17 protein-coding genes are annotated in these 22,147 nt (G+C 70.2%); 9 read left to right on the plus strand and 8 right to left on the minus strand.

Annotation, left to right across the window (positions count from 1 at the left end):
* Positions 1-2 precede the first annotated feature (2 nt).
* Complete coding sequence (locus EYW49_RS13175; protein WP_131310050.1) at positions 3-1,985, plus strand: MacB family efflux pump subunit; 1,983 nt, start codon at positions 3-5, stop codon at positions 1,983-1,985.
* A gap of 57 nt (positions 1,986-2,042) precedes the next feature.
* Here EYW49_RS13175 and EYW49_RS13180 read toward each other — a convergent pair whose 3' ends face one another.
* Entirely contained in the window at positions 2,043-3,029 is a 987-nt protein-coding gene (locus EYW49_RS13180) for a 2-hydroxyacid dehydrogenase (RefSeq protein WP_131310051.1), read from the minus strand.
* A 358-nt stretch (positions 3,030-3,387) separates the two neighbouring features.
* Between EYW49_RS13180 and EYW49_RS13185 the strand changes: the two genes are divergently transcribed.
* Positions 3,388-4,038 (plus strand): BON domain-containing protein, encoded by a 651-nt coding sequence (locus EYW49_RS13185; protein ID WP_131310052.1) that lies wholly within the window; start codon positions 3,388-3,390, stop codon positions 4,036-4,038.
* Positions 4,039-4,096: 58 nt separating this feature from the next.
* Here EYW49_RS13185 and EYW49_RS13190 read toward each other — a convergent pair whose 3' ends face one another.
* The gene (locus tag EYW49_RS13190; protein WP_131310053.1) at positions 4,097-5,059 is read right to left on the minus strand and encodes a LysR family transcriptional regulator; all 963 of its coding nucleotides are present in this window, start codon (positions 5,057-5,059) and stop codon (positions 4,097-4,099) included.
* A gap of 482 nt (positions 5,060-5,541) precedes the next feature.
* Here EYW49_RS13190 and EYW49_RS13195 point away from each other — a divergent pair, with 482 nt between their 5' ends.
* From EYW49_RS13195 to lhpI, 3 genes are all read left to right on the plus strand, one after another.
* Entirely contained in the window at positions 5,542-7,311 is a 1,770-nt protein-coding gene (locus tag EYW49_RS13195) for a 2-oxoacid:acceptor oxidoreductase subunit alpha (RefSeq protein ID WP_131310054.1), read from the plus strand.
* Positions 7,308-8,168: a 2-oxoacid:ferredoxin oxidoreductase subunit beta gene (locus tag EYW49_RS13200; RefSeq protein WP_131310055.1), complete on the plus strand. Its 861-nt coding sequence runs from the start codon at positions 7,308-7,310 to the stop codon at positions 8,166-8,168. The genes EYW49_RS13195 and EYW49_RS13200 overlap by 4 nt, the downstream gene beginning before the upstream one ends.
* Positions 8,169-8,400: 232 nt before the next feature.
* Positions 8,401-10,146 (plus strand): cis-3-hydroxy-L-proline dehydratase, encoded by a 1,746-nt coding sequence (lhpI, locus tag EYW49_RS13205; protein ID WP_131310056.1) that lies wholly within the window; start codon positions 8,401-8,403, stop codon positions 10,144-10,146.
* A 30-nt stretch (positions 10,147-10,176) separates the two neighbouring features.
* Here lhpI and EYW49_RS13210 read toward each other — a convergent pair whose 3' ends face one another.
* From EYW49_RS13210 to EYW49_RS13230, 5 genes are read right to left on the minus strand one after another with little or no spacing between them, the layout of a single operon-like run.
* The gene (locus EYW49_RS13210) at positions 10,177-11,718 is read right to left on the minus strand and encodes a DHA2 family efflux MFS transporter permease subunit (RefSeq protein ID WP_265937398.1); all 1,542 of its coding nucleotides are present in this window, start codon (positions 11,716-11,718) and stop codon (positions 10,177-10,179) included.
* Positions 11,715-12,866, minus strand: a complete 1,152-nt coding sequence (locus tag EYW49_RS13215; protein ID WP_165498241.1) for an HlyD family secretion protein — start codon at positions 12,864-12,866, stop codon at positions 11,715-11,717. Before EYW49_RS13215 ends, EYW49_RS13210 begins: the two co-directional genes overlap by 4 nt.
* Entirely contained in the window at positions 12,856-13,455 is a 600-nt protein-coding gene (locus EYW49_RS13220; RefSeq protein WP_131310058.1) for a MarR family winged helix-turn-helix transcriptional regulator, read from the minus strand. The genes EYW49_RS13215 and EYW49_RS13220 overlap by 11 nt, the downstream gene beginning before the upstream one ends.
* Positions 13,456-13,515: 60 nt before the next feature.
* Positions 13,516-14,430 carry a hydroxymethylglutaryl-CoA lyase gene (locus tag EYW49_RS13225; protein ID WP_131310059.1) on the minus strand — a complete coding sequence of 305 codons (915 nt, stop codon included), beginning with the start codon at positions 14,428-14,430 and terminating at the stop codon, positions 13,516-13,518.
* Positions 14,427-15,851 (minus strand): aminotransferase-like domain-containing protein, encoded by a 1,425-nt coding sequence (locus EYW49_RS13230; protein ID WP_228259599.1) that lies wholly within the window; start codon positions 15,849-15,851, stop codon positions 14,427-14,429. Before EYW49_RS13230 ends, EYW49_RS13225 begins: the two co-directional genes overlap by 4 nt.
* Before the next feature lie 136 nt (positions 15,852-15,987).
* Here EYW49_RS13230 and EYW49_RS13235 point away from each other — a divergent pair, with 136 nt between their 5' ends.
* The 3 genes from EYW49_RS13235 to EYW49_RS13245 all read left to right on the plus strand — a co-directional run bounded on the left by EYW49_RS13235 (position 15,988) and on the right by EYW49_RS13245 (position 19,349).
* Positions 15,988-17,298, plus strand: coding sequence for a hydroxymethylglutaryl-CoA reductase, degradative (locus EYW49_RS13235; protein ID WP_131310061.1), 1,311 nt, complete (start codon positions 15,988-15,990; stop codon positions 17,296-17,298).
* 208 nt (positions 17,299-17,506) lie between these two features.
* Complete coding sequence (locus EYW49_RS13240) at positions 17,507-17,962, plus strand: hypothetical protein (protein ID WP_131310062.1); 456 nt, start codon at positions 17,507-17,509, stop codon at positions 17,960-17,962.
* Between the two features lies 1 nt (position 17,963).
* Positions 17,964-19,349, plus strand: coding sequence for a tripartite tricarboxylate transporter permease (locus EYW49_RS13245; protein WP_131310063.1), 1,386 nt, complete (start codon positions 17,964-17,966; stop codon positions 19,347-19,349).
* A gap of 64 nt (positions 19,350-19,413) precedes the next feature.
* On the opposite strand, the gene EYW49_RS13250 is transcribed toward EYW49_RS13245, so the two are convergent.
* Positions 19,414-20,796, minus strand: a complete 1,383-nt coding sequence (locus EYW49_RS13250) for an L-serine ammonia-lyase (RefSeq protein ID WP_131310064.1) — start codon at positions 20,794-20,796, stop codon at positions 19,414-19,416.
* A 359-nt stretch (positions 20,797-21,155) separates the two neighbouring features.
* On the opposite strand from EYW49_RS13250, the gene EYW49_RS13255 reads away from it, so the two are divergent.
* Positions 21,156-22,118 (plus strand): metallophosphoesterase family protein, encoded by a 963-nt coding sequence (locus EYW49_RS13255; RefSeq protein ID WP_131310065.1) that lies wholly within the window; start codon positions 21,156-21,158, stop codon positions 22,116-22,118.
* Positions 22,119-22,147: the final 29 nt, after the last annotated feature.

Below are 22,147 nucleotides of genomic sequence, written 5' to 3' on the forward strand. Positions count from 1 at the left end.
CCATGGCCGACGACCTGATCGTTCTGTCCAAGGTCTGCCGGGCTTTTCCGGCCGGCGACTCCTCGGTGCTGGTGCTGAAATCGATCGACCTGACCATCCGCCGCGGCGAGATGGTGGCGATCATCGGCGCTTCCGGATCGGGCAAGTCGACGCTGATGAACATCCTCGGCTGCCTCGATCGGCCGTCCTCGGGCGACTACCGGATCGGCGGGCGGGCGACCGGCGACCTCGATCCGGACGAGTTGGCCGAGCTGCGCCGCGAGCATTTCGGCTTCATCTTCCAGCGCTACCACCTGCTCGCCGAACTGACCTCGCTGGGCAACGTCGAGATTCCGGCGATCTATTCGGGGCTGGCGCCGGAGGCGCGGCGGACCCGCGGCGCGGCGCTGCTCTCCCGGCTCGGGATGGCCGACCGATTGACGTTCCGCCCGGGACAGCTGTCGGGCGGCCAGCAGCAGCGCGTGTCGATCGCGCGCGCCCTGATGAACGGCGCCGACGTGATCCTCGCCGACGAGCCGACCGGGGCGCTCGACAAGAAGAGCGGCGAAGAGGTGCTGCGCATCCTCGAGGAGCTCAACGCCGAGGGTCATACGGTGATCCTGGTCACCCACGACATGAGCGTGGCGCGCCGGGCGCACCGGATCGTCGAGATCTCCGACGGGGCGATCGTCGCCGACGGTCCGGCCGAGACCCGCGCGCCGGCGCCGCCGCCGTCGTCGGACGCGGCCTTCGCGACCAAGGCTGCGGTCGCGGCCCCGGCGACGCCGCTGCGCGCCGCGCTCGATCGCTTCGGCGAGGCCTTCCTGATGGCGGTGCGGTCGATGAACGCCCACCGCCTACGCACCTTTCTGACCATGCTCGGGATCATCATCGGCATCGCCTCGGTGGTGGCGGTGGTGGCGCTCGGCGAAGGGTCGCGGCTCAAGGTGCTGGCCAACATCGCCAGCCTCGGTACCAACACGCTGGAGATCTTCCCCGGCAAGGACTTCGGCGACCTGCGCTCGGGCAAGGTGCGCACTTTGGTGCTCGGCGACGCCGAGGCGCTGGCGCGCCAGCCCTATGCCGCGGGGGTGACGCCGACGGTGTCGACGACCAGCACCCTGCGGCTCGGCGCGATCGAGGCCAGCGCCCAGGTCAGCGGCGTCGGCGCCGACTATTTCACCGTCAAGGGCGCCAAGATCGCCTCGGGGCGGTTCTTCGACGCGGATTCGGTGCGGCGCCTGGCGCCGGAGGTGGTGATCGACGAGGCCACCCGGAAGACCCTGTTCGTCGACGCCGAAGCCGACGCCGATCCGGTCGGCCGGGTGATCCTGATCGGCAAGGTGCCGTCGACGATCGTCGGGGTGATGCAGAAGCAGCAGAGCGGCTTCGGGCCGAGCGGCAATCTCGCGGTGTTCCTGCCCTACACGACGGTCCAGGCACGGTTCACCGGCGACGACTCCCTGCGCTCGATCCTGCTGCTGGTCGGCGACGACACCGACACGACCCTGGCGGAGGAGGCGGCGACCACCTTCCTGCTCGCCCGCCACGGGCTCAAGGACTTCTTCGTCCTCAACACCGACGACATCCGCCAGACCATCACCGCGACGACCCAGACCCTGACGCTCCTGGTTTCGGCGATCGCGGTGATCTCGCTGGTGGTCGGCGGCATCGGGGTGATGAACATCATGCTGGTGTCGGTGTCGGAGCGGATCAAGGAGATCGGCGTGCGGATGGCGGTTGGCGCCCGGCGCTCGGACATTCTGCAGCAGTTCCTTACCGAGGCGGTGCTGGTGTGTCTGGTCGGCGGCGTCCTCGGCATCGCCACGGCGCTCGCCGCCGGCGGCATCTTCTCGCTGTTCGGGACCGGCTTCGCCTTCGTCTATTCGGTCACGTCGATCGTCTCGGCCTTCGGCGTGTCGACCCTGATCGGCGTCGCCTTCGGCTACCTGCCGGCCCGCAGCGCCGCCCAGCTCGATCCCGTGGTGGCGCTGGCGCGGGAGTGAGCGGGCGGCGGGCGCGAGACCCGCAGCCCCGGTCGGGCGAGCCGGGGTGCGGTTCGGTCAGGTCACTTCGTGCAGGGCGTGGCCGGTGGTCTCGAAGGCGGTGAGGTTGGCCATGGTCGTCTCGGCGATGGCGGTCAGCGCTTCGACGGTGAAGAAGGCCTGATGGCCGGTGATCAGCACGTTGGGGAAGGTCAGGAGCCGCGAGAACACGTCGTCGCGGATCACCTGATCGGACAGATCCTCGAAGAATAGGTCGCCCTCCTCTTCGTAGACGTCGAGGCCGAGCTGGGCGATGGTCCCGGCCTTCAGCGCCTCGATCACGTCGGTGGTCTCGATCAGGCCGCCGCGGCTGGTGTTGATCAGCATCATGCCGTGTTTCAGCGTGGCGATCGTCGCCTTGTCGATCATGTGCCGGGTCGAGGGCAGCAGCGGGCAGTGCAAGCTGACGATGTCGCTGATCGGCAGCAGCTCGGCGAGCGACATGTAGGTCACCCCGTCGGCGACGCAGGCGGGGTTGGGCGTCAAGTCGTGGGCGACGATCCGGCAGCCGAAGCTCTTCATGATCCGGGCGACGCCGGCGCCGATGCGGCCGGTGCCGACGATGCCGACGGTGCGGCCGGCGAGATTGAAGCCCATCAGCCCGTCGAGGGAGAAATTGCCTTCGCGGACCCGGGCATAGGCGCGGTGGAGGTTGCGATCGAGGGCGAGGATCAGGGCCACCGTGTATTCCGATACAGCCTCGGGCGAATAGGCCGGGACGCGGGCGATGGTGATGCCGAGCCGCTTGGCGGCGGCGAGATCGACGTTGTTGAAGCCGGCCGAGCGCAGCGCGACGAGGCGGACACCGAGGGCGGCGAGTTCGGTCAGGACCTTCTCGTCGACCTGATCGTTGACGAAGGGGCAGATCGCGCCGGCGCCGCGCGCCAGGGGCACGGTGTCGGCGGTGAGATGGGCTTCGAGGAAGGTCAGGCGGTGACGCGTCCCGGCGGCGGCCGACAGGAAGCGGCGATCGAACGGCTTGGTGCTGAAGATGGTCACGTCCATGGCGAGGCCCTCCGGTGGCGGCCCCGCGGAGGCCGGCGGGGCGCGTGTCGACGCCCGATCGCACCGCCGGTCGCGGGAGGCGCGGGGCGGTGCGAGCGGGCGAGTGCGGCTTCGACCTTGGCGAAGGATCGCGGCGAGGACGAGGCCCGGAATCTACTCGAGACGAGGGCTCGCGCGGCGGGCGCGGGCGGCGCTTGGGTGTATTCCGAGCCTGTCGGCGGGCGGGCGATCCGACCTAGGGTCGGGGGCCGGCAAGCGGCTTCGGCGAATCGCGCCGATCGCGCCGTCTCGGCCACGTCCGCGTGCGGGCCGCGCCCCGGGGCGCCGCCGGCCGTGGGCCTCGACAGCGGAGACCACCATGTCCGACGACAGTCGACTGCAGAAATCCGTGCTCGCCGAACTCGACTGGGAGCCGAGCGTCACGGCGGCCCACATCGGCGTCGCCGCCGAGGACGGGGTGGTGACCCTGACCGGGCACGTCGCCAGCTATCCGGAGAAGTTCGCCGCGGAATCCGCGGCGCGCGGGGTCAAGGGCGTGCGGGCGGTGGCCGAGGAACTCGAAGTGCGCCTGCCCTATGGCTTGAAGCGCAACGACGACGAGATCGCCAAGGCGGCGGTCGAACACCTCGCCTGGGATCAGGCGGTGCCGCCCGATGCGATCAAGGTCGCGGTGGAGAAGGGCTGGATCACCCTGTCCGGCGAGGTCCCCTGGAACTTCCAGAAGGAAGCGGCCGAGCGCGACGTGCGCGGCCTGTCGGGGGTGATCGGGCTGACCAATCACACCAAGATCAAGCCGAAGGTCGACGTCGCCGACGTCAGCGACCAGATCATGCATGCCCTCGATCGCTCGTGGTTCTTCGACGAGCGCACCGTGTCGGTCACCGCCGCGGACGGCAAGGTCCATCTCTCCGGCACCGTCCGCTCCTGGCACGAGCGCAACGTCGCCGCGACGACCGCCTGGTCGGCGCCGGGGGTGATCGCGGTCGTCAACGACATCACCGTCGCCTGACGATTCGCCGGTCGACGGCGACGGGCGAATCGTCGGTCGGCCGAGTCGCGGCCGGCCGTCAGGTGTCGGCGGCGTTGGAGCGCTGCATCTCCTCGCCGGCGAGTTCGAGCACGATCTCCATGAATTCGCGGGTCATCGGCGACGGCCGGTCGCCGCGGCGGGTCAGCACGCCGTAGTCTTCGATCTGGCGCGCGAAGTCGAGCGGCAGCTTGGCCAGGAGCTTCTGGGCGACGAAGGCATCGACCGCCGAGCTCGGCAACACCGTCAGCATGTCGCTGGCCTGCAGCAGTTGCAGCGTCGTGAAGATCGACGTGGTCTCGACGATGTTGACCGGGCAGGTCAGGCCGTGATCGGCGAGCGTGCCTTCGAACAGGCGGCGCGTCGGCGTGGTCAGCGGCTGGACGATCCACGGCCAGTCCATCAACCGATGCAGCGTCAGGGCCGTCTCCTTCAGCAGCGGATGGTGCGGATTGGCGACGACGCACATCCGCGTCGCGCCGAGGTCGCGGAAGTCGAACCAGTTGTGCTGGTCCTCGCCGGTGTAGCGGCCGATCACCAGATCGAGGGTCTTTTCCTTCAGCTCTTCGAGCAGCAGATCGCTGGTGCGCTCCAGCACGCGGATCGACACGCGCGGGTGGCGCTCCTTCATCCGCATGATGCAGGGCGACAGCAGAAAGGCGGCGCCGTAGGTCACGCCGACCTGCACGACGCCGTAGCCGCCGCGCTTCATCTGGTCGAGTTCCTCGATGAACTTGCCGGCGACGTTGAGGCTCTCGTGGGCGAAGCGCAGCACGAACTCGCCGATCTCGGTCGGTTTCATGTCGCGCGGCAGCCGCTCGAACAGTTCGAGGTCGAACAGGTCCTCGATGTCCTGGAGGATCTTGGTCGCCGCCGGCTGGGTGATGTTCAGCTGCTGCGCCGCGACGTGCATGTTGTGGCTGCGGCCGAGCGCGTCGAGCAGGTGCAGGTGGCGGTAGCGCAGGCGGCTGCACAGCGTCTGCAGAGTGGGCGGCGAATGCATCGCGGTCTCCGACCGGAAGCCCCGTGGGGCGACCGGGAAGCCTCGACTGATAACCGATGGTAATCGGCGACGCCAGTTGAATTCATTGGAACGGCGACCGCGACGGGGTTAGACGTCTTGAGCGAGAAAACACGGCGAGGTACTTGGGATTCATACGGATTCCTTCCCCCGCCGCAGAAAATGGCCCGAGGCGTGATCCCCCTGACGGTACTCTTCCCGACCCTCCGACCGCTCGAAGACGAGCGTCCCGGACGGCGGAATTTCCGGCTCCCCTCACGCACCCTGGGCGCTTCCCGAAGGACGCTCCCGACGAGACGATGACCACACCCGATCGCTAGTCGACGGACCTCCGTTCGGCCTGCGCCCCGTCGGCGCCGCCGCCGGCCGTCTCGACCGTCAGGTCCGTCGGACCGCCCCCAAGCTCTGGAACGAATGTCCCCGGTGACGATCGTCAGGATCGCCGCGCCGGGTGGAGTACGCTCATGCATTCTCTCGTCGACACCGCGACCCTCGAACGGCCCGCGGCCGCACCGGCCTCCCGCTCGGTCTCTCTGGTGTTCACCGGTTCGGGTGGCGCCGGCGCCATGACCGCCGGTCAGATCCTCCTCGACGCTGCCGCCAAGGCCGGCTTCTACGGGCTGATGAGCCGCTCGATGGGGCCGCAGATCCGCGGCGGCGAGGCCGCCGCGATGCTGCGCCTGTCGAACCGGCCGGTCGCCGCGCTCGGCGACGGCTTCGATCTCCTGGTCGCCTTCGACTGGGGCAGCGTCGCGCGTTTCGCCGCCGAACTGCCGCTCGGACCGAAGAGTCTGGTCCTGGTCGACGACGAGCAGGGCGAGACCCCGGCCTTCGTGGTCGCCAGCGGCGCCGAAGTCCTGTGCCTCGCCTTCGAGCGGACCGCCGAGGCGATCCCCGACGGACGCGTCAACATGGTCGGCGTCGGCGCCGCCGCGCGCCTGATCGGGCTCGACCCGGACGGCCTCGTCGCGGCGATCGAGACCAAGCTCGGGCGCAAGGGCGCGGCCACCATCGCTGCCGCCAAGGCGGCGATCGAGGCCGGCGAACGGCTGGTCGCCGAGCATCCGCCGGTTGCCCGGCTCGGTCGCGGCGAGGGCAGCGCCGACGGCCGTTGGAACATCTCCGGCAACGAGGCGACCGGGCTCGGGGCGATCCGCGGCGGCATCGGCTTCGTCGCCGCCTATCCGATCACGCCCTCGACCGAAATCCTCGAATGGATGGCCCCGGCGCTGGAGAGGACCGGCGGCGTGCTGGTCCAGGCCGAGGACGAACTGGCCTCGATCAACATGATCATCGGCGCGTCCTTCTCCGGCGTGCCGTCGATGACCGCGACCTCGGGTCCCGGCCTGTCCCTGATGAGCGAATCCCTCGGCCTGGCGGTCGCCTCGGAGACCCCGGTGGTGGTGGTCGACGTGATGCGCGGCGGTCCCTCGACCGGCATCCCGACCAAGTCGGAACAGTCGGATCTGGCGATCGCCCTCGACGGGCTGCACGGCGATGCGCCGCATCTGGTGCTGGCGCCGAACTCGATCGACGATTGTCTGGCCACCACCCAGTGGGCGGTGCATCTCGCCGAGAAGCTGCAGACCCCGGCGATCGTGCTGTCCGACCAGTCTCTCGGCCAGTCGCGGGTGGTCACCGACCGTCCGCCCGATCGGCCGTACCGGGCCGAACGGCTGGTCGCAGCGGCGGACACCGCGAATTATCGCCGCTATGCGGTGACCGAGAGCGGCGTGTCGCCGATGGCGATCCCCGGCACCCCCGGTCTCGCCCATGTCGCCGACGGCCTCGAGCACAGCGAGCGCGGTACGCCCTCGGCGGCGGCCGCCGATCATCAGCGCCAGCTCGACAAGCGGCAGGGCAAGCTCGACCGCTGCGACTACGGCGCCGACTGGGCCGACGTCGAGGGCGACGGCGCGGTGGCGATCGTCACCTGGGGCTCGGTCACCGGTCCGGCCCGCGAAGCCGCCGCTCGCCTGCGAGCGCGCGGCGAAGAGGTTCGCCTGATCTCGCTGCGGCTGCTGGCCCCGGCGCGTCCGGTCGAGATGGCGGCGGCTCTTTCCGGCGTCGAGCGGCTGCTCGTCGTCGAACAGAGCCATTCGAAGCAATTCCTCAAGTATCTGCGCGCAAACTACGACCTCCCGACCGCGACGAAGTCTTTCGCCCGGCCCGGACCTCTGCCGGTGCGCCCGGTCGAGATCGAAGCGCGTCTCAGTGATTGGAGCATGCAATGAGCATTCGCGGCAATCTGGCCCTCCGTCAGGACGCCCCCGCGCCGCTGCGCGCCGCCGACTTCCGGTCGGACGTCGATCCGATCTGGTGTCCGGGCTGCGGTCATCATGCGTTGCTTCTCGCCGTGACCACCGCGCTCGCCGAGCTCGGCGTCGCCCACGAGAACGTCGCCTTCGTCTCCGGCATCGGCTGCTCGTCGCGGATTCCGGCCTACACCAACGTCTACGGCTTCCACGGCGTCCACGGCCGGGCGCTGCCGACCGCCACCGGCGTCAAGCTCGCCCGTCCCGACCTGACGGTGATCGCCGCGGGCGGCGACGGCGACGGATTGTCGATCGGCGGCAACCACTTCACTCATGCCTGCCGGCGCAACGTCGACATGACCTACATCGTCATGGACAATCAGGTCTACGGCATGACCAAGGGCCAGGCCTCGCCGACCACCTCGGCCGACTGGTCGGGCTCCAAGCTGACGCCGCACGGCACCGGCATCTCGCCGGTCGAGCCGGCGCGTCTGGCGCTGGTCGCCGGGGCCAATTTCATCGCCCGCGGCTTCTCCGGCCAGCCCAAGGAGGTCGCCAAGCTGATCGTCGCGGCGGTCCGCCACCCCGGCTTCTCCTTCGTCCACGTGCTGAGCCCCTGCGTGACCTATCGCAAGGAGCAGCGCGAGTGGAAGCACGCCGTCCACCCGAGCCTCGACGCCGCGCCGCCGTCGCGGATGGACGAGGCGATGCACCGGCTCGCCGACGACGACGGCTTCACCACCGGCATCCTGTTCTCCGGCGACCGCCCGGCCTTCGCCCCCGATCGGCAGCAGCGGATGGCGATCGGCAGCTTCGACGCCCAGTTCGCCGCCTGATCGGCAGCCACAGGGACTTCTCGTTCGCGGGGCCGTCGTCGACGGCCCCGCGGTCGTTTCGGGGGACGGTCGGTGCGCCGACGAGCGAGCAGACTCCGAGGTGCGTCCGGCGGTGCGTCCGGCGCGTCTGCGACGCGGGGGTCGACAAGCGGTCCCGGTTCGTCGTTCGATGGGGACGGCCGCCGCTCGGCGAGGCCGCTCCCGTCCCACCGTCCCGCGAGGTCGTCGCCCCATGTCCCTGTCGATCCCCGCGCGCACGCTCGCCGGTGCCGGCGCCGCCGGCCCGCTCCTCACGGCGTCGGAAGGGCTCAGCTTCTGGGGCGGCGTCGACCCGGAGACGGGAAACGTGATCGATCGGCATCATCCGCTCGCCGGGGCCTGCGTCACGGGGCGGGTGCTGGCGATCCCGAGTGGGCGCGGGTCGTGTACCGGCAGCGGCGTGCTGATGGAGATGATCCTGGCGGGCCGCGCGCCGGCAGCGATCGTGGTGTGTGAAGCGGAGGAGATCCTGACGCTGGGGGCGCTGGTGGCCGAACTGGTGTTCGATCGCTCCCTGGCCGTGGTGCAGATCGCGCGCGACGATTTCGCCCGGCTCGCCGGTTTTGCCCAGGCGCGCATCGAAGACGGGCGTCTGATCGTGACGGCCGCGGACGGCGAGGACGCCACCGATGCGCCGGTCGCATCGACGGCGGAGCCCGCGGCCGCGGACGGGGCGGAGCGGGAGGTCGCCGCCGCGCTGCGGCTGTCGCCGCTCGATCGCGCATTTCTCGACGGCCGTCACGGCCGGGCGGCGCAGGTGGCGTTCGAGATCATCCGGCGCATGGCGGCGATTCAGGGGGCGCGCGAACTGATCGACGTCACCCGGGTGCACGTCGACGGCTGCATCTACACCGGGCGCGCCGGCCTGCGCTTCGCCGAGCTGCTGGTCGAGTGGGGCGCGCGGGTGCGGGTGCCGACCACGCTCAACGCCATTTCCGTCGATCGCCGCCGCTGGGCGAGCCAGGGCGTCGCACCCGCCCTCGGCGTGCCGGCTTCGGCGCTGGCCGACGCCTATGTCGCGATGGGGGCCGAGCCGAGTTTCACCTGCGCGCCCTATCTGCTCGACGATGCGCCGGTGTTCGGCGAACAGATCGGCTGGGCGGAATCCAACGCCGTGGTCTACGCCAACAGCGTGATCGGCGCGCGGACGATGAAGGTTCCCGATTATCTCGACATCTGCATCGCGCTGACCGGGCGCGCGCCGGCGGCCGGCTGCCACCTCGACGCGGGGCGGCGGGCGACCGTGGCGCTCGACGTCGTCCGGCCCGAGGCCGCCGACGACGCCTTCTGGCCGCTCGCCGGCTACGCCTGCGGGCTGGTGGCGGGTGCCGACATTCCGGTGATCTTCGGCCTCGAGGCGGCAGCTCCGACCGCCGACGACCTCAAGGCCTTCTGCGCCGCCTTCGGCACCACTTCGGCGGCGCCGATGCTGCACATCGCCGGCGTGACGCCGGAGGCGGCCGGGCAGGACGCGACCCGGCGCATCGCCGTCGGCGTCGCCGATCTGCGCCGCGCCTGGGACGAGCTGAACGGCGCCGCCACCGATGAAATCGGGCTGGTCAGCCTCGGCAATCCGCATTTTTCGCTCGCCGAATGCGCCGCGCTGGCGCACGCCGTGGCCGGGCGGACCCGCTCGCCGGAGGTCGCCGTGGTGGTCACCTGCGGTCGTGCCGTGCACGACGCGGCGACCCGGGCGGGGCACGTCGCGGCGGCGGAGCGTTTCGGCGTCGCGTTCGTCACCGACACCTGCTGGTGCATGCTCGGTGAGCCGATCGTGCCGCCGACGGCGCGCAATCTGATGACCAATTCCGGCAAATACGCCCATTACGCGCCGGGTCTGGTCGAGCGCGGCGTGCGCTTCGGCAGTCTCGGCGCGTGTATCGACGCGGCGGTGACCGGGCGGGCGTCGGCGCGCCATCCGGCCTGGCTGGCGCCGTGACGACGGCGCCGCCGGGGAGGGGCCTCGCCGTCAGTCGAGGGCGGGCGCGGACTCGCCACCGGACATCTGCGCCGCCCGCGTGTCCTGCAGCAACAGCAGGAGCGGAAAGGTCGCGAGCCCGACCAGGGCCATCAGCAGGAAGTCGTTGGAATAGGAGATCAGGGCCGCCTGCCCGGTGACCATCGCGTCGAGCGTGGCGCGGCCGGCGGCGCTGGCACCGCGCAGGGTCGCCGCGGCGGGATCGGCGAGACCGAGGTTCCACGGCGTCAGGGCTTCGCCGAGACGGGCATGCATCACGGTGGTGCCGGAGGTCAGCTGCGCGACGACGATCGACACGCCGATGGCGCTGCCGATGTTGCGGATCAGCGACCACACCGCCGTCGCTTCAGTCCGGAGCGCCGCCGGCAGGGTGGCGAAGGCGATGGTGTTCAGCGGCACGAACAAGAGGCCGAGGCCGATGCCCTGGACGATGTTGCTGACCACGAAGGTGAGGGCCGAGGTCTCCGGGGCGAGCCAGACGAAGCTCCAGGTCGCCCAGGTCGAGGCGACGATGCCGAAGAACACCAGAATCCGGGCGTCCATGAAGCGCAGCAGCCGACCGACCACCATCATCGAAATCAGTGTCCCGACGCCGCGACTGCCGAGCAGGAAGCCCGAGTCGAGCACCGGGTAACCGACGATCAGCTGCAGATAGGGCGTGACCAGCGCCAGCGTCGCCAACAGGATCATCCCCACCAGGAACATGAAGATCACACCGATGGTGAAGTTGCGATCGGCGAACATGGCGATCGGGATGAAGGGCTTGGCGGTGGTCAGCGAATGGGCGAGGAAGAAATAGAGCCCGGCGACCGCGCACGCCGCTTCGGCCACGACCTCCGGCGATTCGAACCAGCCGAGGGTTTCGCCGCGATCGAGCATCAGTTGCAGCGCGCCGATGCCGAGCGACAGCATGGCGAAGCCGAACCAATCGAAGGCATGGCCCTCGCGCAGATCGGTCTCCTTCATGAAGGCGATCAGGCCGAGCACCGTGGCGATGCCGAAGGGCAGATTGACGAAGAACACCCAGCGCCAGGTCCAGGTCTCGGTCAGCCAGGCGCCCAGCGTCGGCCCGAGGATCGGCCCGAGCATCACCCCCATGCCCCAGATCGCCATCGCCTGACCGCGCCGTTCGGGCGGATAGATCGCCATCATCACGGCTTGGCTGAGCGGCACCAGGGCGGCGCCGAAGATGCCCTGCAACAGACGGAACAGCACCATGTCGGTCAGCGACTGGGCGAGCCCGCACAGCATCGAGGCGACGGTGAATCCGACCGCACAGACGATCAGCACCCGCTTGGTGCCGAAGCGCATGGCGAGCCAGCCGACCGGCGCGGTCATGATCGCCGCCGACACGATGTAGGAGGTCAGCACCCAGTTGACCTGATCCTGGGTCGCCGACAGCGACCCCTGCATGTAGGGCAGGGCGACGTTGGCGATGGTCGTGTCGAGCGCCTGCATGATCGTCGCCATCATCAGGCAGACGGTCAACAGCGCGCGGTGCCCGGTCGCCGCCGGGCCGGCGGTCGCGCTCACCGCGCGGTCGCCGTCGGCGCGGCGCTGCCGGCCGTCGCGACCCCGGTCCGCTCGGGCCGTTCGGCGCGGGCATCGCGGTGGCCGAACAGGTCGCCGAGCGAGCGGCGGTGGCCGGTGTCGATCGCCACCGTGGCGCTCATGCCCGAGCGCAGGTCGGCGAGCGCCTCGTCGCCGTCGAATTCGATGCGGATCGGCACCCGCTGCACCACCTTGACCCAGTTGCCGGAGGCGTTCTGGGCCGGCAGGATCGAGAATTGCGAGCCGGTGCCCGGGCTGATCGCCGCGACGCGGCCGCGCAGCGCCCGGTCGGGATAGGCGTCGACCGTCACGTCGACCGGCTGGCCGGGCTTCACCCAGGTCAGGTCGGTCTCCTTGGGATTGGCGTCGACCCACACCCGATCGGATCCGACGACGGCGAAGATCGCGTCGCCGGCGGCGACCCAGCGCCCCATCTGGATGCTCGCCACCTGGGTGGCGATCCCGGCCAGTGGCGCGCGGATGACCGTCTCCTCGAGATTGCGGCGCGCCTTGGCGACTTCGGCCTGGGCTACCGCATAGGCGGGAAAATCGGCGAGCGGCAGGTCGGTGCGCCCGACCAGTTGATTGACCGCGGACCGGCGGGCCTGTTCCAACTGCTCGACGGCGGTGCGGGCGGCGACCGAGGCGATCCGCGCCACGTCGACGTCCGACTGCGACGCCGATCGCGAGGCGGCGAGCGCCGACTTGCGCTCGAAGTCGACGCCGCGCAGATCGGCGGTCTCCTTGGCGAGGTCGATCTGTTTGGTCAGGCTGGCGACCGTGGCGACCAGCGAGGCGTGTTCGGCCGCCGCGGCGTTGAGGCGGGCTTCGGCTTCGTCGAGCGCGAGGCGATAGGGCACCGGGTCGACGGCCAGCAGCACGTCGCCGCTCGCCACCCGCGCGCCCTCCACGACGCTGATCGACACCACGCGGCCGGAGACCTCCGGGGTGATCAGCACCTTCTGCGCGCCGACATAGGCGTTGTCGGTCGAGACCCAGCGTCCGCTGGCGAGCCACATCCATCCGGCGGCGACCGCGACGACGAGCGGCACGACGACCAGCAGCAGCGTCCGAAGACGCCGTTTCGGAGGGGCGGACGTCGATCCGAGCGCGGAGGATTCAGTCGACATGGGGGACCTCCGATGCGGCGGGCAGGCGAGGAGCGGAAGCGTCGGACTGAGCCTGATCGATGGCGCGACGCGCATTGCCGTTGATCCGTTCGAGCATCGCGAGAAGTTCCGCGATCTGGTCGTCGCTCAGGCCCGCGGTGAGCTCCACGGCGATTTCCCGGGCGATCGGGGTCATCGTCCGGCTGAGATCCCGCCCGGCGTCGGTGATGTAGATCCGTTTGGCGCGACGATCGGCGGGGTCGGGCCGCCGTTCGATCAGGCCCTGCGCGGCCATGCGATCGAGCAGGCGCACCAGCGAAATCGGTTGGATTTCGAGTTTCTCGGCCAAATCGACCTGATTGCCGCCGTCGCAGTCCATCAGGTGTTTGAGGGTCTTCCACTGGGCGAGCGTGGTGCCGTAGCTGCTCGCCACGTGGTCGGCATAGGTGCGCATCGACCGCGTCGCGTCCATCAGGCGGACGGCCACGGTGCGACGCTGGTCGCGCGGGTCGGGAGGGGGGGAGGTCGGGTCCATCATCGGCATATGATATGGTAGCTCATCATATGCCGGCAATGCGTTGGCGGCGGATCCGCCGTGCGTCAGTGGCATGGGTGCGCCGCCGCGCCCACCAGAGGCGGGGCGACGGCGATCACCGGGCGGTCGTGGGTATCACCCGGCGCGCGCCACGCGGTCGCCCAAGGCGCGGCCGACGCGCGAGGCGACCGGACGGCCGAGCGCCGCGGAGATGAACTGCGCCGCGCCGATCAGCCGGTCGAGGTCGACGCCGGTGTCGATGCCGAGGCCGTTCAGCATGTAGACGAGATCTTCGGTGGCGAGGTTGCCGCTGGCGCCGGCGGCGTAGGGGCAGCCGCCGAGGCCGCCGACCGAGGCGTCGATCACCGCCACGCCGAGGTCGAGGCAGGCCAGCGTATTGGCCAGTGCCTGACCGTAGGTGTCGTGGAAATGCAGGGCGATGCGCTCGATCGGGATCTCGGCCGCCACCGCCGCGACCATGCGGGCCGCGGCCGAGGCCGTGCCGACGCCGACGGTGTCGCCGAGCGACACCTCGTAGCAGCCCATGTCGATCAGCCGGCGGGCGACGCGGACCACGTCGGCGACCGGAACCTCGCCCTGATAGGGGCAGCCGAGGACGCAGGAGACGTAGCCGCGCACCCGCACGCCCCGGTCGCGCGCCGTCGCCATGACGGGGGCGAAGCGGGCGAGGCTCTCGTCGATCGAGCAGTTGAGATTCTTTTGCGAGAAGGCCTCGGAGGCGGCGGCGAAGACCGCGACTTCGCGGGCGCCGGCGGCGAGCGCGGCGGCAAGGCCCTTGTCGTTGGGCACCAGGACCGGGAAGGAAACGCCGGGGCGCCCGACGACCGCGGCGAGCACTTCGGCGCTGTCGGCCATCTGCGGCACCCATTTCGGCGACACGAAGCTGCCGACCTCGATCGACTCGAGGCCGGCGGCGATCAGCCGCTCGACCAGGTCGATGCGGGTGGCGGTGTCGATCCGGGCGGCCTCGTTCTGGAGGCCGTCGCGCGGACCGACCTCGACGATCCTCACATGTTTCGGAAAGGTCACGGCAGAAGGCTCCTCTCGATGGGGGGACCGGCCGACAGGGCGGTCCGCAGAAAGTCGTCGAAACGCGGGTCGGCGCCATAGGCGACGTTGATCCGCAGCGCCGGGCGGCGGTCGGCGCTGCGGGTCGGATGGAACACGTCGCCGGGGGCGAGGAAGATGCTGCGGGCGGCGGCGGCGCGGCACAGTTCGAGTTCGTCGATGTGCGGCGGCAGTTCGGCCCACAGGTAGAAGCCGGTCTCGGCGCGGCCTTCGACGGTCAGTCCGAGCCCCTCGAGGGCGGCGACCGACTGGCGCCGCGCCTCCTCCAGGCGGCTGCGCAGGCGGCGCAGGTGGCGCAGATAATGGCCGCCCTGGATCAGGCCGAAGACGAAACGTTCGACGAAATCGGAGGTCGCGACCGTCGTCACCATCTTCAGATCGCACAGCGCGGCGATCGTCTCCGGGTCGGCGGCGACGTAGCCCGAGCGCAGGCTCGCCGACAGGGTCTTGGAGAAGGCGCCGACATAGAGCACTCGCTGCAGCCCGTCGAGCGCGGCGAGGCGGGTCGCGGTGTTGGGCAGGATGTCGGCGAAGACGTCGTCCTCGACGATGCGGAATCCGCTCCGCGCCGCCGCCTGCAACAGGCCGAAGGCGACGGCCGGGGTGAGCATGCCGCCGGTCGGGTTGTGCGCCTGCGACTGGGTGAAGAACAGCGTCGGCCGATGGATCGCCAGCGCGTTGGTGAGCGCATCGAGATCGGGCCCGTTGGGGCGGCGCGGGATGCCGACGATCTGCGCCTTGGCCAGCGCCAGCTTGGCGAACAGCGGGTAGTAGCCGGGCTCGTCGACGAAGACGACATCGCCGGGGGCGACGTATTGGCGGATGATCAGGTCGAGGGCGTGGTTGGCGCCGTGGGTGAGCAGCACGCCCTCCGACTGCACGTCGATCGAGCGCTCGAGCAGCATCACCCGGATCCGCTCGCGCAACGGCGCATAGCCGCGGCTGCTGCCGTAGCCGAACTCGACGGCGTCGGCGCTCTCGCCGCGCTGGGGCAGGAACGAGCGACGCAGTTCCGAGCCTTCCATCCAGGCCGGCGGCAGCCGTCCGTCGCCGGGGCGGACCTCGTAGTGCTGATCGAGTTGCTCGCGCAGCAGCGAGACCAGATCGACCGCCTCGCTGACGTGGGAGAGCACGGCGGGCGGGGCGATGCGGGCGGCCTGGGCGACGTAGTAGCCCGAGCCGATCCGCGCCTCGAGCAGGCCGCGGGCGACCAGCCGGTCGTAGGCCTCGGCCATGGTGTTCTTGGAGACGCCGTTCTCGGCCGCCGCCTGGCGCACCGAGGGCAGGCGCTCGCCCATCCGCCAGACGCCGGCCTGGAGGCGCGCACTCAGTTGTTCGACGATGCGATCGGTCCGCGTCGCGCGGCGTGCGAGGTCGGCCAAGGCGTGTGTCCGCTCGTTGGACTGGGACAGTAGCTCCACAAATCGACGAAACCGTCCCTTGATTGTCCCATCATAAATAGGACAATTTAGCGTCACCGCCAAGTCATTCGGCGCAAGAACACACGACGGAGGAAACATGTCGCCCCAGGGAACCGGCTCGTCGGCCGGCGTGAATTCGCGTCTCGAGAACTACCGCAGCCTGACTCCCGCGGAACGACTCGATGCACTGGCCAAGGCCGCTTCGCTCACGCCCGAAGCCGTCGCAGCGCTCTCGTCGCTCGACGCTCTGCCGCTGACCCTCGCCAACGGCATGATCGAGAACGTCGTCGGGACGTTCCAGCTGCCCTTCGGGGTGGCGACCAACTTCCAGATCAACGGCCGCGACTATCTGGTGCCGATGGTGGTCGAGGAGCCGTCGGTGGTCGCCGCGGCGTCCTACATGGCGCGCATCGCCCGCGACAACGGCGGCTTCGAGACCTCGAGCACCCTGCCGCTGATGCGCGCCCAGGTGCAGATCCTCGGGCTCTCCGACCCCTACGGCGCCCGCCTCAAGCTGCTCGCGGCGCGGGACCAGATCCTCGCGATCGCCAATGCCCGCGACGCGGTGCTGGTCGGGCTCGGCGGCGGCTGCAAGGACATCGAGATCCACGTCTTCCCGCGCAGCGATCGCGGGCCGATGGTGATCCTGCATCTGATCGTCGACGTGCGCGACGCGATGGGCGCCAACACCGTCAACACCATGGCCGAGGCGGTGGCGCCGACGCTGGAGGCGCTGACCGGCGGCGAAGTCCGCCTGCGCATCCTCTCCAACCTCGCCGACCTGCGTCTCGCCCGCGCCCGCGTCCGGGTCTCCGAAGCGTCGCTGGCCACCAAGACCTACAGCGGCGCGCGGATGATCGAGGGCATTCTCGACGCCTATGAATTCGCCCGCATCGACCCCTACCGCGCCGCCACCCACAACAAGGGGATCATGAACGGCATCGATCCGGTGGTGGTCGCCACCGGCAACGACTGGCGGGCGGTCGAGGCCGGCGCCCATGCCTATGCGGCGCGCGACGGCCGCTACACCTCGATGTCGACCTGGGAGGTCGACAAGGAAGGCCATCTGGTCGGCACGCTCGAGCTGCCGATGCCGGTCGGTCTGGTCGGCGGGGCGACCAAGACCCATCCGGCGGCGCGCGCCGCGCTGCAGATCCTCAAGGTCGGCAGCGCCCAGGAACTGGCCGAGGTGATCGTCACCGTCGGCCTCGCCCAGAACATGGGGGCGCTTCGGGCGCTGGCCACCGAGGGCATCCAGCGCGGCCACATGGCGCTGCACGCCCGCAACATCGCCATCGTCGCCGGCGCCGTCGGGCCCGAGATCGACGTGGTGGCGGCCCGGCTCGCCGCCGCCCACGACGTGCGCACCGATCGCGCCAAGGAGATCCTCGCCGAAATCCGCGGCTGAGGGGCTTCCGCCCTATCCGAACCGATTCCGACCGGACCGCAACGGCCCGGTCGGCGGACCCGGCACCAGCAGGAGACAGCGTCGCGACGGACCCGGCAGGGGTCGGTCGATGAGAGACAGCACCAACAAGAAGACGACGACGGCCCCCGATCCGCAGCGATCGGAGCGCACGCCGATCCGAAAAAGTCCAAGGGAGGGCCTCAAGGTCATGTCATCCAACTCGATTCCCCCACCGGGGGCGACGCGGGACGCGCCGACCCATTTCGTCGAACTGTGGGGCGACGTGGTCGACACCCGTCATCTGGCGGGCGCCATCGTCATCGCCGCGATCATCAGCGTCACCACCTATCTCGTCGCCGGCCGCCTGTTCGCGTCGCTGGCGCCGACCCCGGCGCTGGCCCAGGCCTATGCCATGCTCGCCGGCCTCGGCGGCTGCGTGGTGTCCGGCGCGGTCTGCGCCAAGCTGTTCCCGCCCAAGCGCGACGTGGTCGACGAAGCGGTCGATCCCCATTGGCGCGACGAGGCGTTGGCTCAGCTCGAGAGCGAGACCGGCACGCTCGGCGACTTCGCCTCGCTGTCGCCGGCGACCCTCGCCGAACTCAAGGAGGTCGGCCTCTACGAGACCTTCGCCGCGGCGCCCGCCGCCACCGTGAAGGAGGTGTGAGATGGACGGTCTGCTCTACGACATCCTGATCGCCGTCAGCATGGGCCTGATCGGTGCGGTGGTCTTCGCCGGCATCGGCCTGATCTCCGGCACCGACGAGACCACGACCCTCGCCCCGATCACCCTGTTGGTGGTGCTGCTCGGCGTGCCGCCGGTCGGCGTCTTCACCTTCTGGCTCGCCGGCGCGGTCTCCAAACACATGACCCACGCGGTGCCGACGGCGCTCCTGGGGATTCCCGGCGACACCATGGCGGTGCCGCTGCTGCAACAGGCGACGATCGCCCGCAATCTCGGCATTCCCCACATCGCGCTGCGCAAGATGATCTCCGGCGGTCTGATCGCCGCCTTCATCGCGGTGCCGCTGTCGGTCGGCTTCGCCCTGCTGCTGGCGCCGTTCGGTCAGTCGATCACCGCCTGGGCGCCCTGGCTGTTCCTCGCCGCCGCGGTGTTGATCGCCTACTTCTCGGCCGGCCGCTGGGGCGCGATCCTGGCGCTGGTTCCCTTCGTGTTGGTGATCCTGGCGCTCCAGACCTACACCGCGAAATACGGCGTGAAGCTCGGCATCAGCTACTTCCTCGGCATCGCCATCGGACCGCTGATCACCGATCTGTTCTGCGTCCTGTCGCCGTTCGAGCGGCGCAAGATGGTCCGCGACGGACACCGCAAGTTCTCGCTCGCCCCCGACGTCAAGAGCTGGGGCGGCTGGTTCCCCAATCCATTCCGCGTGCTCGACCGCTCGCAGATCGGCTGGACCCTGGGCACCGCGGCGGTGTCGAGTGCCACCTTCGTGTTCAGCCCGGTGGCGATGACGGTGATCATGGGCGAAGTGGTCGGCTCGCGCATCAAACACGCCTATCACCGCCTGACCTCGGTGCTCAGCGTGCGGAACGGCGTGACCGAATCGACCTACATCGCCGAGGCGCTGATTCCGCTGATCGCCTTCGGTCTGCCCCTGTCGCCGGTCGCCGCCGGCCCGGCCGCGCCGCTGTTCAACGCGCCGCCGCGGTTCTCGATCGATGCCGCTGCCGGCAAGATCGTCAACCTCCACACCCTGATGACCCCGGGCGAGTTCCTCGGCTACGGCCTGCTCGCCGTGGTGCTGGCGGCGCTCGTCGCCTATCCCTTCGCGATGAACTATGCCCGCGTCGCCGCGGCCTATGTCTCGCGCAAGATCAGCCACGAGGCGATCGTCGGGACCTTCGTCGGTCTGGTGCTGGTCATCGGCCTGTGGGAGGGCGGCATTCTCGGTCTGTTGGTGGTGGTGGCGGTCGGTCTGGTCGGCGGCCTGCTCTACCGGGTGCTCGGCTTCAACACCGGCGTCCAGTTCATGGGCTACTACACCGCGATCCTCAGCGTGCCGGCGATCCTCAAGCTGCTCGGCCTCTGAACGGTCCGAACGGCTCTGCCTCGACGCCGCCGTGGGTCTCCCGCGGCGGCGTTCGACGTTGCGCTCAGCACTCGACGATGTTGACGGCGAGACCGCCGCGGGCGGTCTCCTTGTATTTGGTCATCATGTCGGCGCCGGTCTCGCGCATGGTCTTCATCACCTGATCGAGGCTGACGAAGTGCTTGCCGTCGCCGCGCAGGGCCATCCGCGCGGCGTTGATCGCCTGGACCGAGGCCATCGCGTTGCGCTCGATGCAAGGGATCTGGACCAGACCGTCGACCGGATCGCAGGTCAGGCCGAGGTGGTGCTCCATGCCGATCTCGGCGGCGTTCTCGACCTGCTCGGGCGTCCCGCCCATCACCGCACAGAGCCCGGCGGCGGCCATCGAGCAGGCGACGCCGACCTCGCCCTGGCAGCCGACCTCGGCGCCGGAGATGCTGGCGTTGAGCTTGTAGAGCAGGCCGATCGCGCCGGCGGTGAGCAGGAAATCGGCGACGCCGGCGGCGTCGCCCCGCAGGAAGCGCGTGTAGTAATGCAGCACCGCCGGGACGATGCCGGCCGCGCCGTTGGTCGGCGCGGTCACCACGCGGCCGCCGGCGGCGTTCTCCTCGTTGACCGCGAGCGCATAGAGATTGACCCAGTCGAGGATCTGCATCGGATCGCTGAGGGCGGCTTCCGGTCGCGAGATCAGCGCGGCGTAGAGCGCGGCGGCGCGGCGGCGGACCGCGAGCCGGCCGGGGAGGGTGCCTTCGGTCGCCAGCCCTCGGCGGACGCAGCTCTGCATCGCCTGCCAGATGTCGTCGATCGCCGCGGCGATCTCGGCGTCGCTGCGGCGGGTGCGCTCGTTCTCGCGCACCAGGGCGGCGATCGACAGGCCGGCGCCGCGCGCCCGGGCGATCAACTCGGCCGCCGAGGCGAAAGGGTAGGGCACCGGCGGGGCGTCGGCGGCGATCGTCAGGCCGGAGCCGGCCGTGTCCTGGCCGTCGACGACGAAGCCGCCGCCGACCGAATAATAGATCCGATCGAGGATCTCGCCGCTGCCGGCGTCCGCGGCGACGAGGCGCAGGGCGTTGACGTGGAAGGGCAGGATCTCGTCGGGGGAAAACGCGAGATCGCTCGCTGCGTCGAACGCGATCGGTCGGCGTCCGAGCAGGCTCAGGGATCGCCGCTCGTGCACCTCTCGCAGAACACCGGCGATCGCCTCGACGTCGACGGTTTCGGGCGCATGGCCGGCGAGGCCGAGGATCACCGCGGTGTCGCTGCCGTGCCCGCGACCGGTGGCGCCGAGCGAGCCGAAGAACCGGCAGGAGACCCGTGCGACCTCCGGCAATCGGCCGCCCTCGGCGATCTCGTCGACGAACATCCGGGCGGCCCGCATCGGGCCCATGGTGTGGGAGCTGCTCGGCCCGATGCCGATCTTGAACAGCGTGAAGATCGAGAGCCGCATGGAAGCCGCCGTTCCGGAAACGCTTCGGGAGGTCGAGAGCGGGCGACGCGCCGCGTCCGCTTTCGACCGAGTGATGCGAATGGATTGTTAGGCCACGGTGGGGCTCGGCGCCAGGGCGGCGGCGACGCCGTCCCCCGGTGTGCGCGGGCGGACCCGCCCGCGCCGTCGACGGGCGCCGATCGGCGATCCCCTCGGGAATACGCTCTCCGAGCGACTGGCGGCGACCACGTCAAAATCGTCGAGGCACGTCAGATCGGCCTCCGCGACGAAAAAATCGGCCGGGGGCGGAATAAGTCGGCCCGGCATCCGGTCTCTCTCCCCGTGGGGCATCACGCCCCTGAACGAGACGGGAGCAAACCATGCGCCATCACGACGACGACCCGAAACTCGACGCCGACGGCATCGCCCGTCGTGGCTTTCTCGAATGCATGGCCTGGGCCGGCACCGGTGTCCTGTGGTCGATCGGCGGCGGCCTGCCGTCGAGCCTGGGCCTGACCCGAGCGCTCGCCGCCGAGGCGCCCACCGGTGCCGCTCCCTTCACCTTCCTTCAGATCAGCGACAGCCACGTCGGCTTCGACAAACCCGCCAACCCCGATGCGACGGCGACGCTGCGCGAGGCGGTCGGGCGGATCGCCGGCCTGCCCGTGAAGCCGTCCTTCGTGATCCACACCGGCGACATCAGCCATCTCTCCAAGGACAAGGAGTTCGACGACGCCGACCAGATCCTGCGGGAGGTCGGGCTGCCGATGTTCTTCGTTCCCGGCGAACACGACCTGCTCGACGAGGGCCGAGGCAAGTCCTACCTCGCCCGCTACGGCAAGGGCTCGCGCGGCGCCGGCTGGTACAGCTTCGACCAGAACGGCGTGCACTTCGTCGGCCTGGTCAACGTCGTCGATCTCAAGGCCGGCGGACTGGGCAACCTCGGCGCCGACCAGATCGCCTGGCTCGAGCGGGATCTCGCCGGGCTCCCGTCGAGCACGCCGATCGTGGTCTTCGCCCATATCCCGTTGTGGACGGTCGCGGCCGAATGGGGCTGGGGCACCGCCGACGGCGCCCAGGCCCTCGGTCATCTGAAGCGCTTCGGCTCGGTCACGGTGCTCAACGGCCACATCCATCAGGTGATGCAGAAGATCGAAGGCAACGTCACCTTCCATACCGCCCGTTCGACCGCTTTCCCCCAGCCGGTGCCGGGCACGGCGCCCTCGCCGGGGCCGCTGAAGGTGCCGGCCGGCGAGTTGCGCAAGCTGCTCGGCATCGCCACCGTCGATGTGGTGAGCGGCGACGGCCCGCTCGCCATCGTCGATCGTCCGCTCGCCGGCTGATCGCGGCGCCAAGCGGCCGTGAGGCTCGC

The organism is Siculibacillus lacustris (genome assembly GCF_004328075.1).
Classification (GTDB): domain Bacteria; phylum Pseudomonadota; class Alphaproteobacteria; order Rhizobiales; family Ancalomicrobiaceae; genus Siculibacillus; species Siculibacillus lacustris.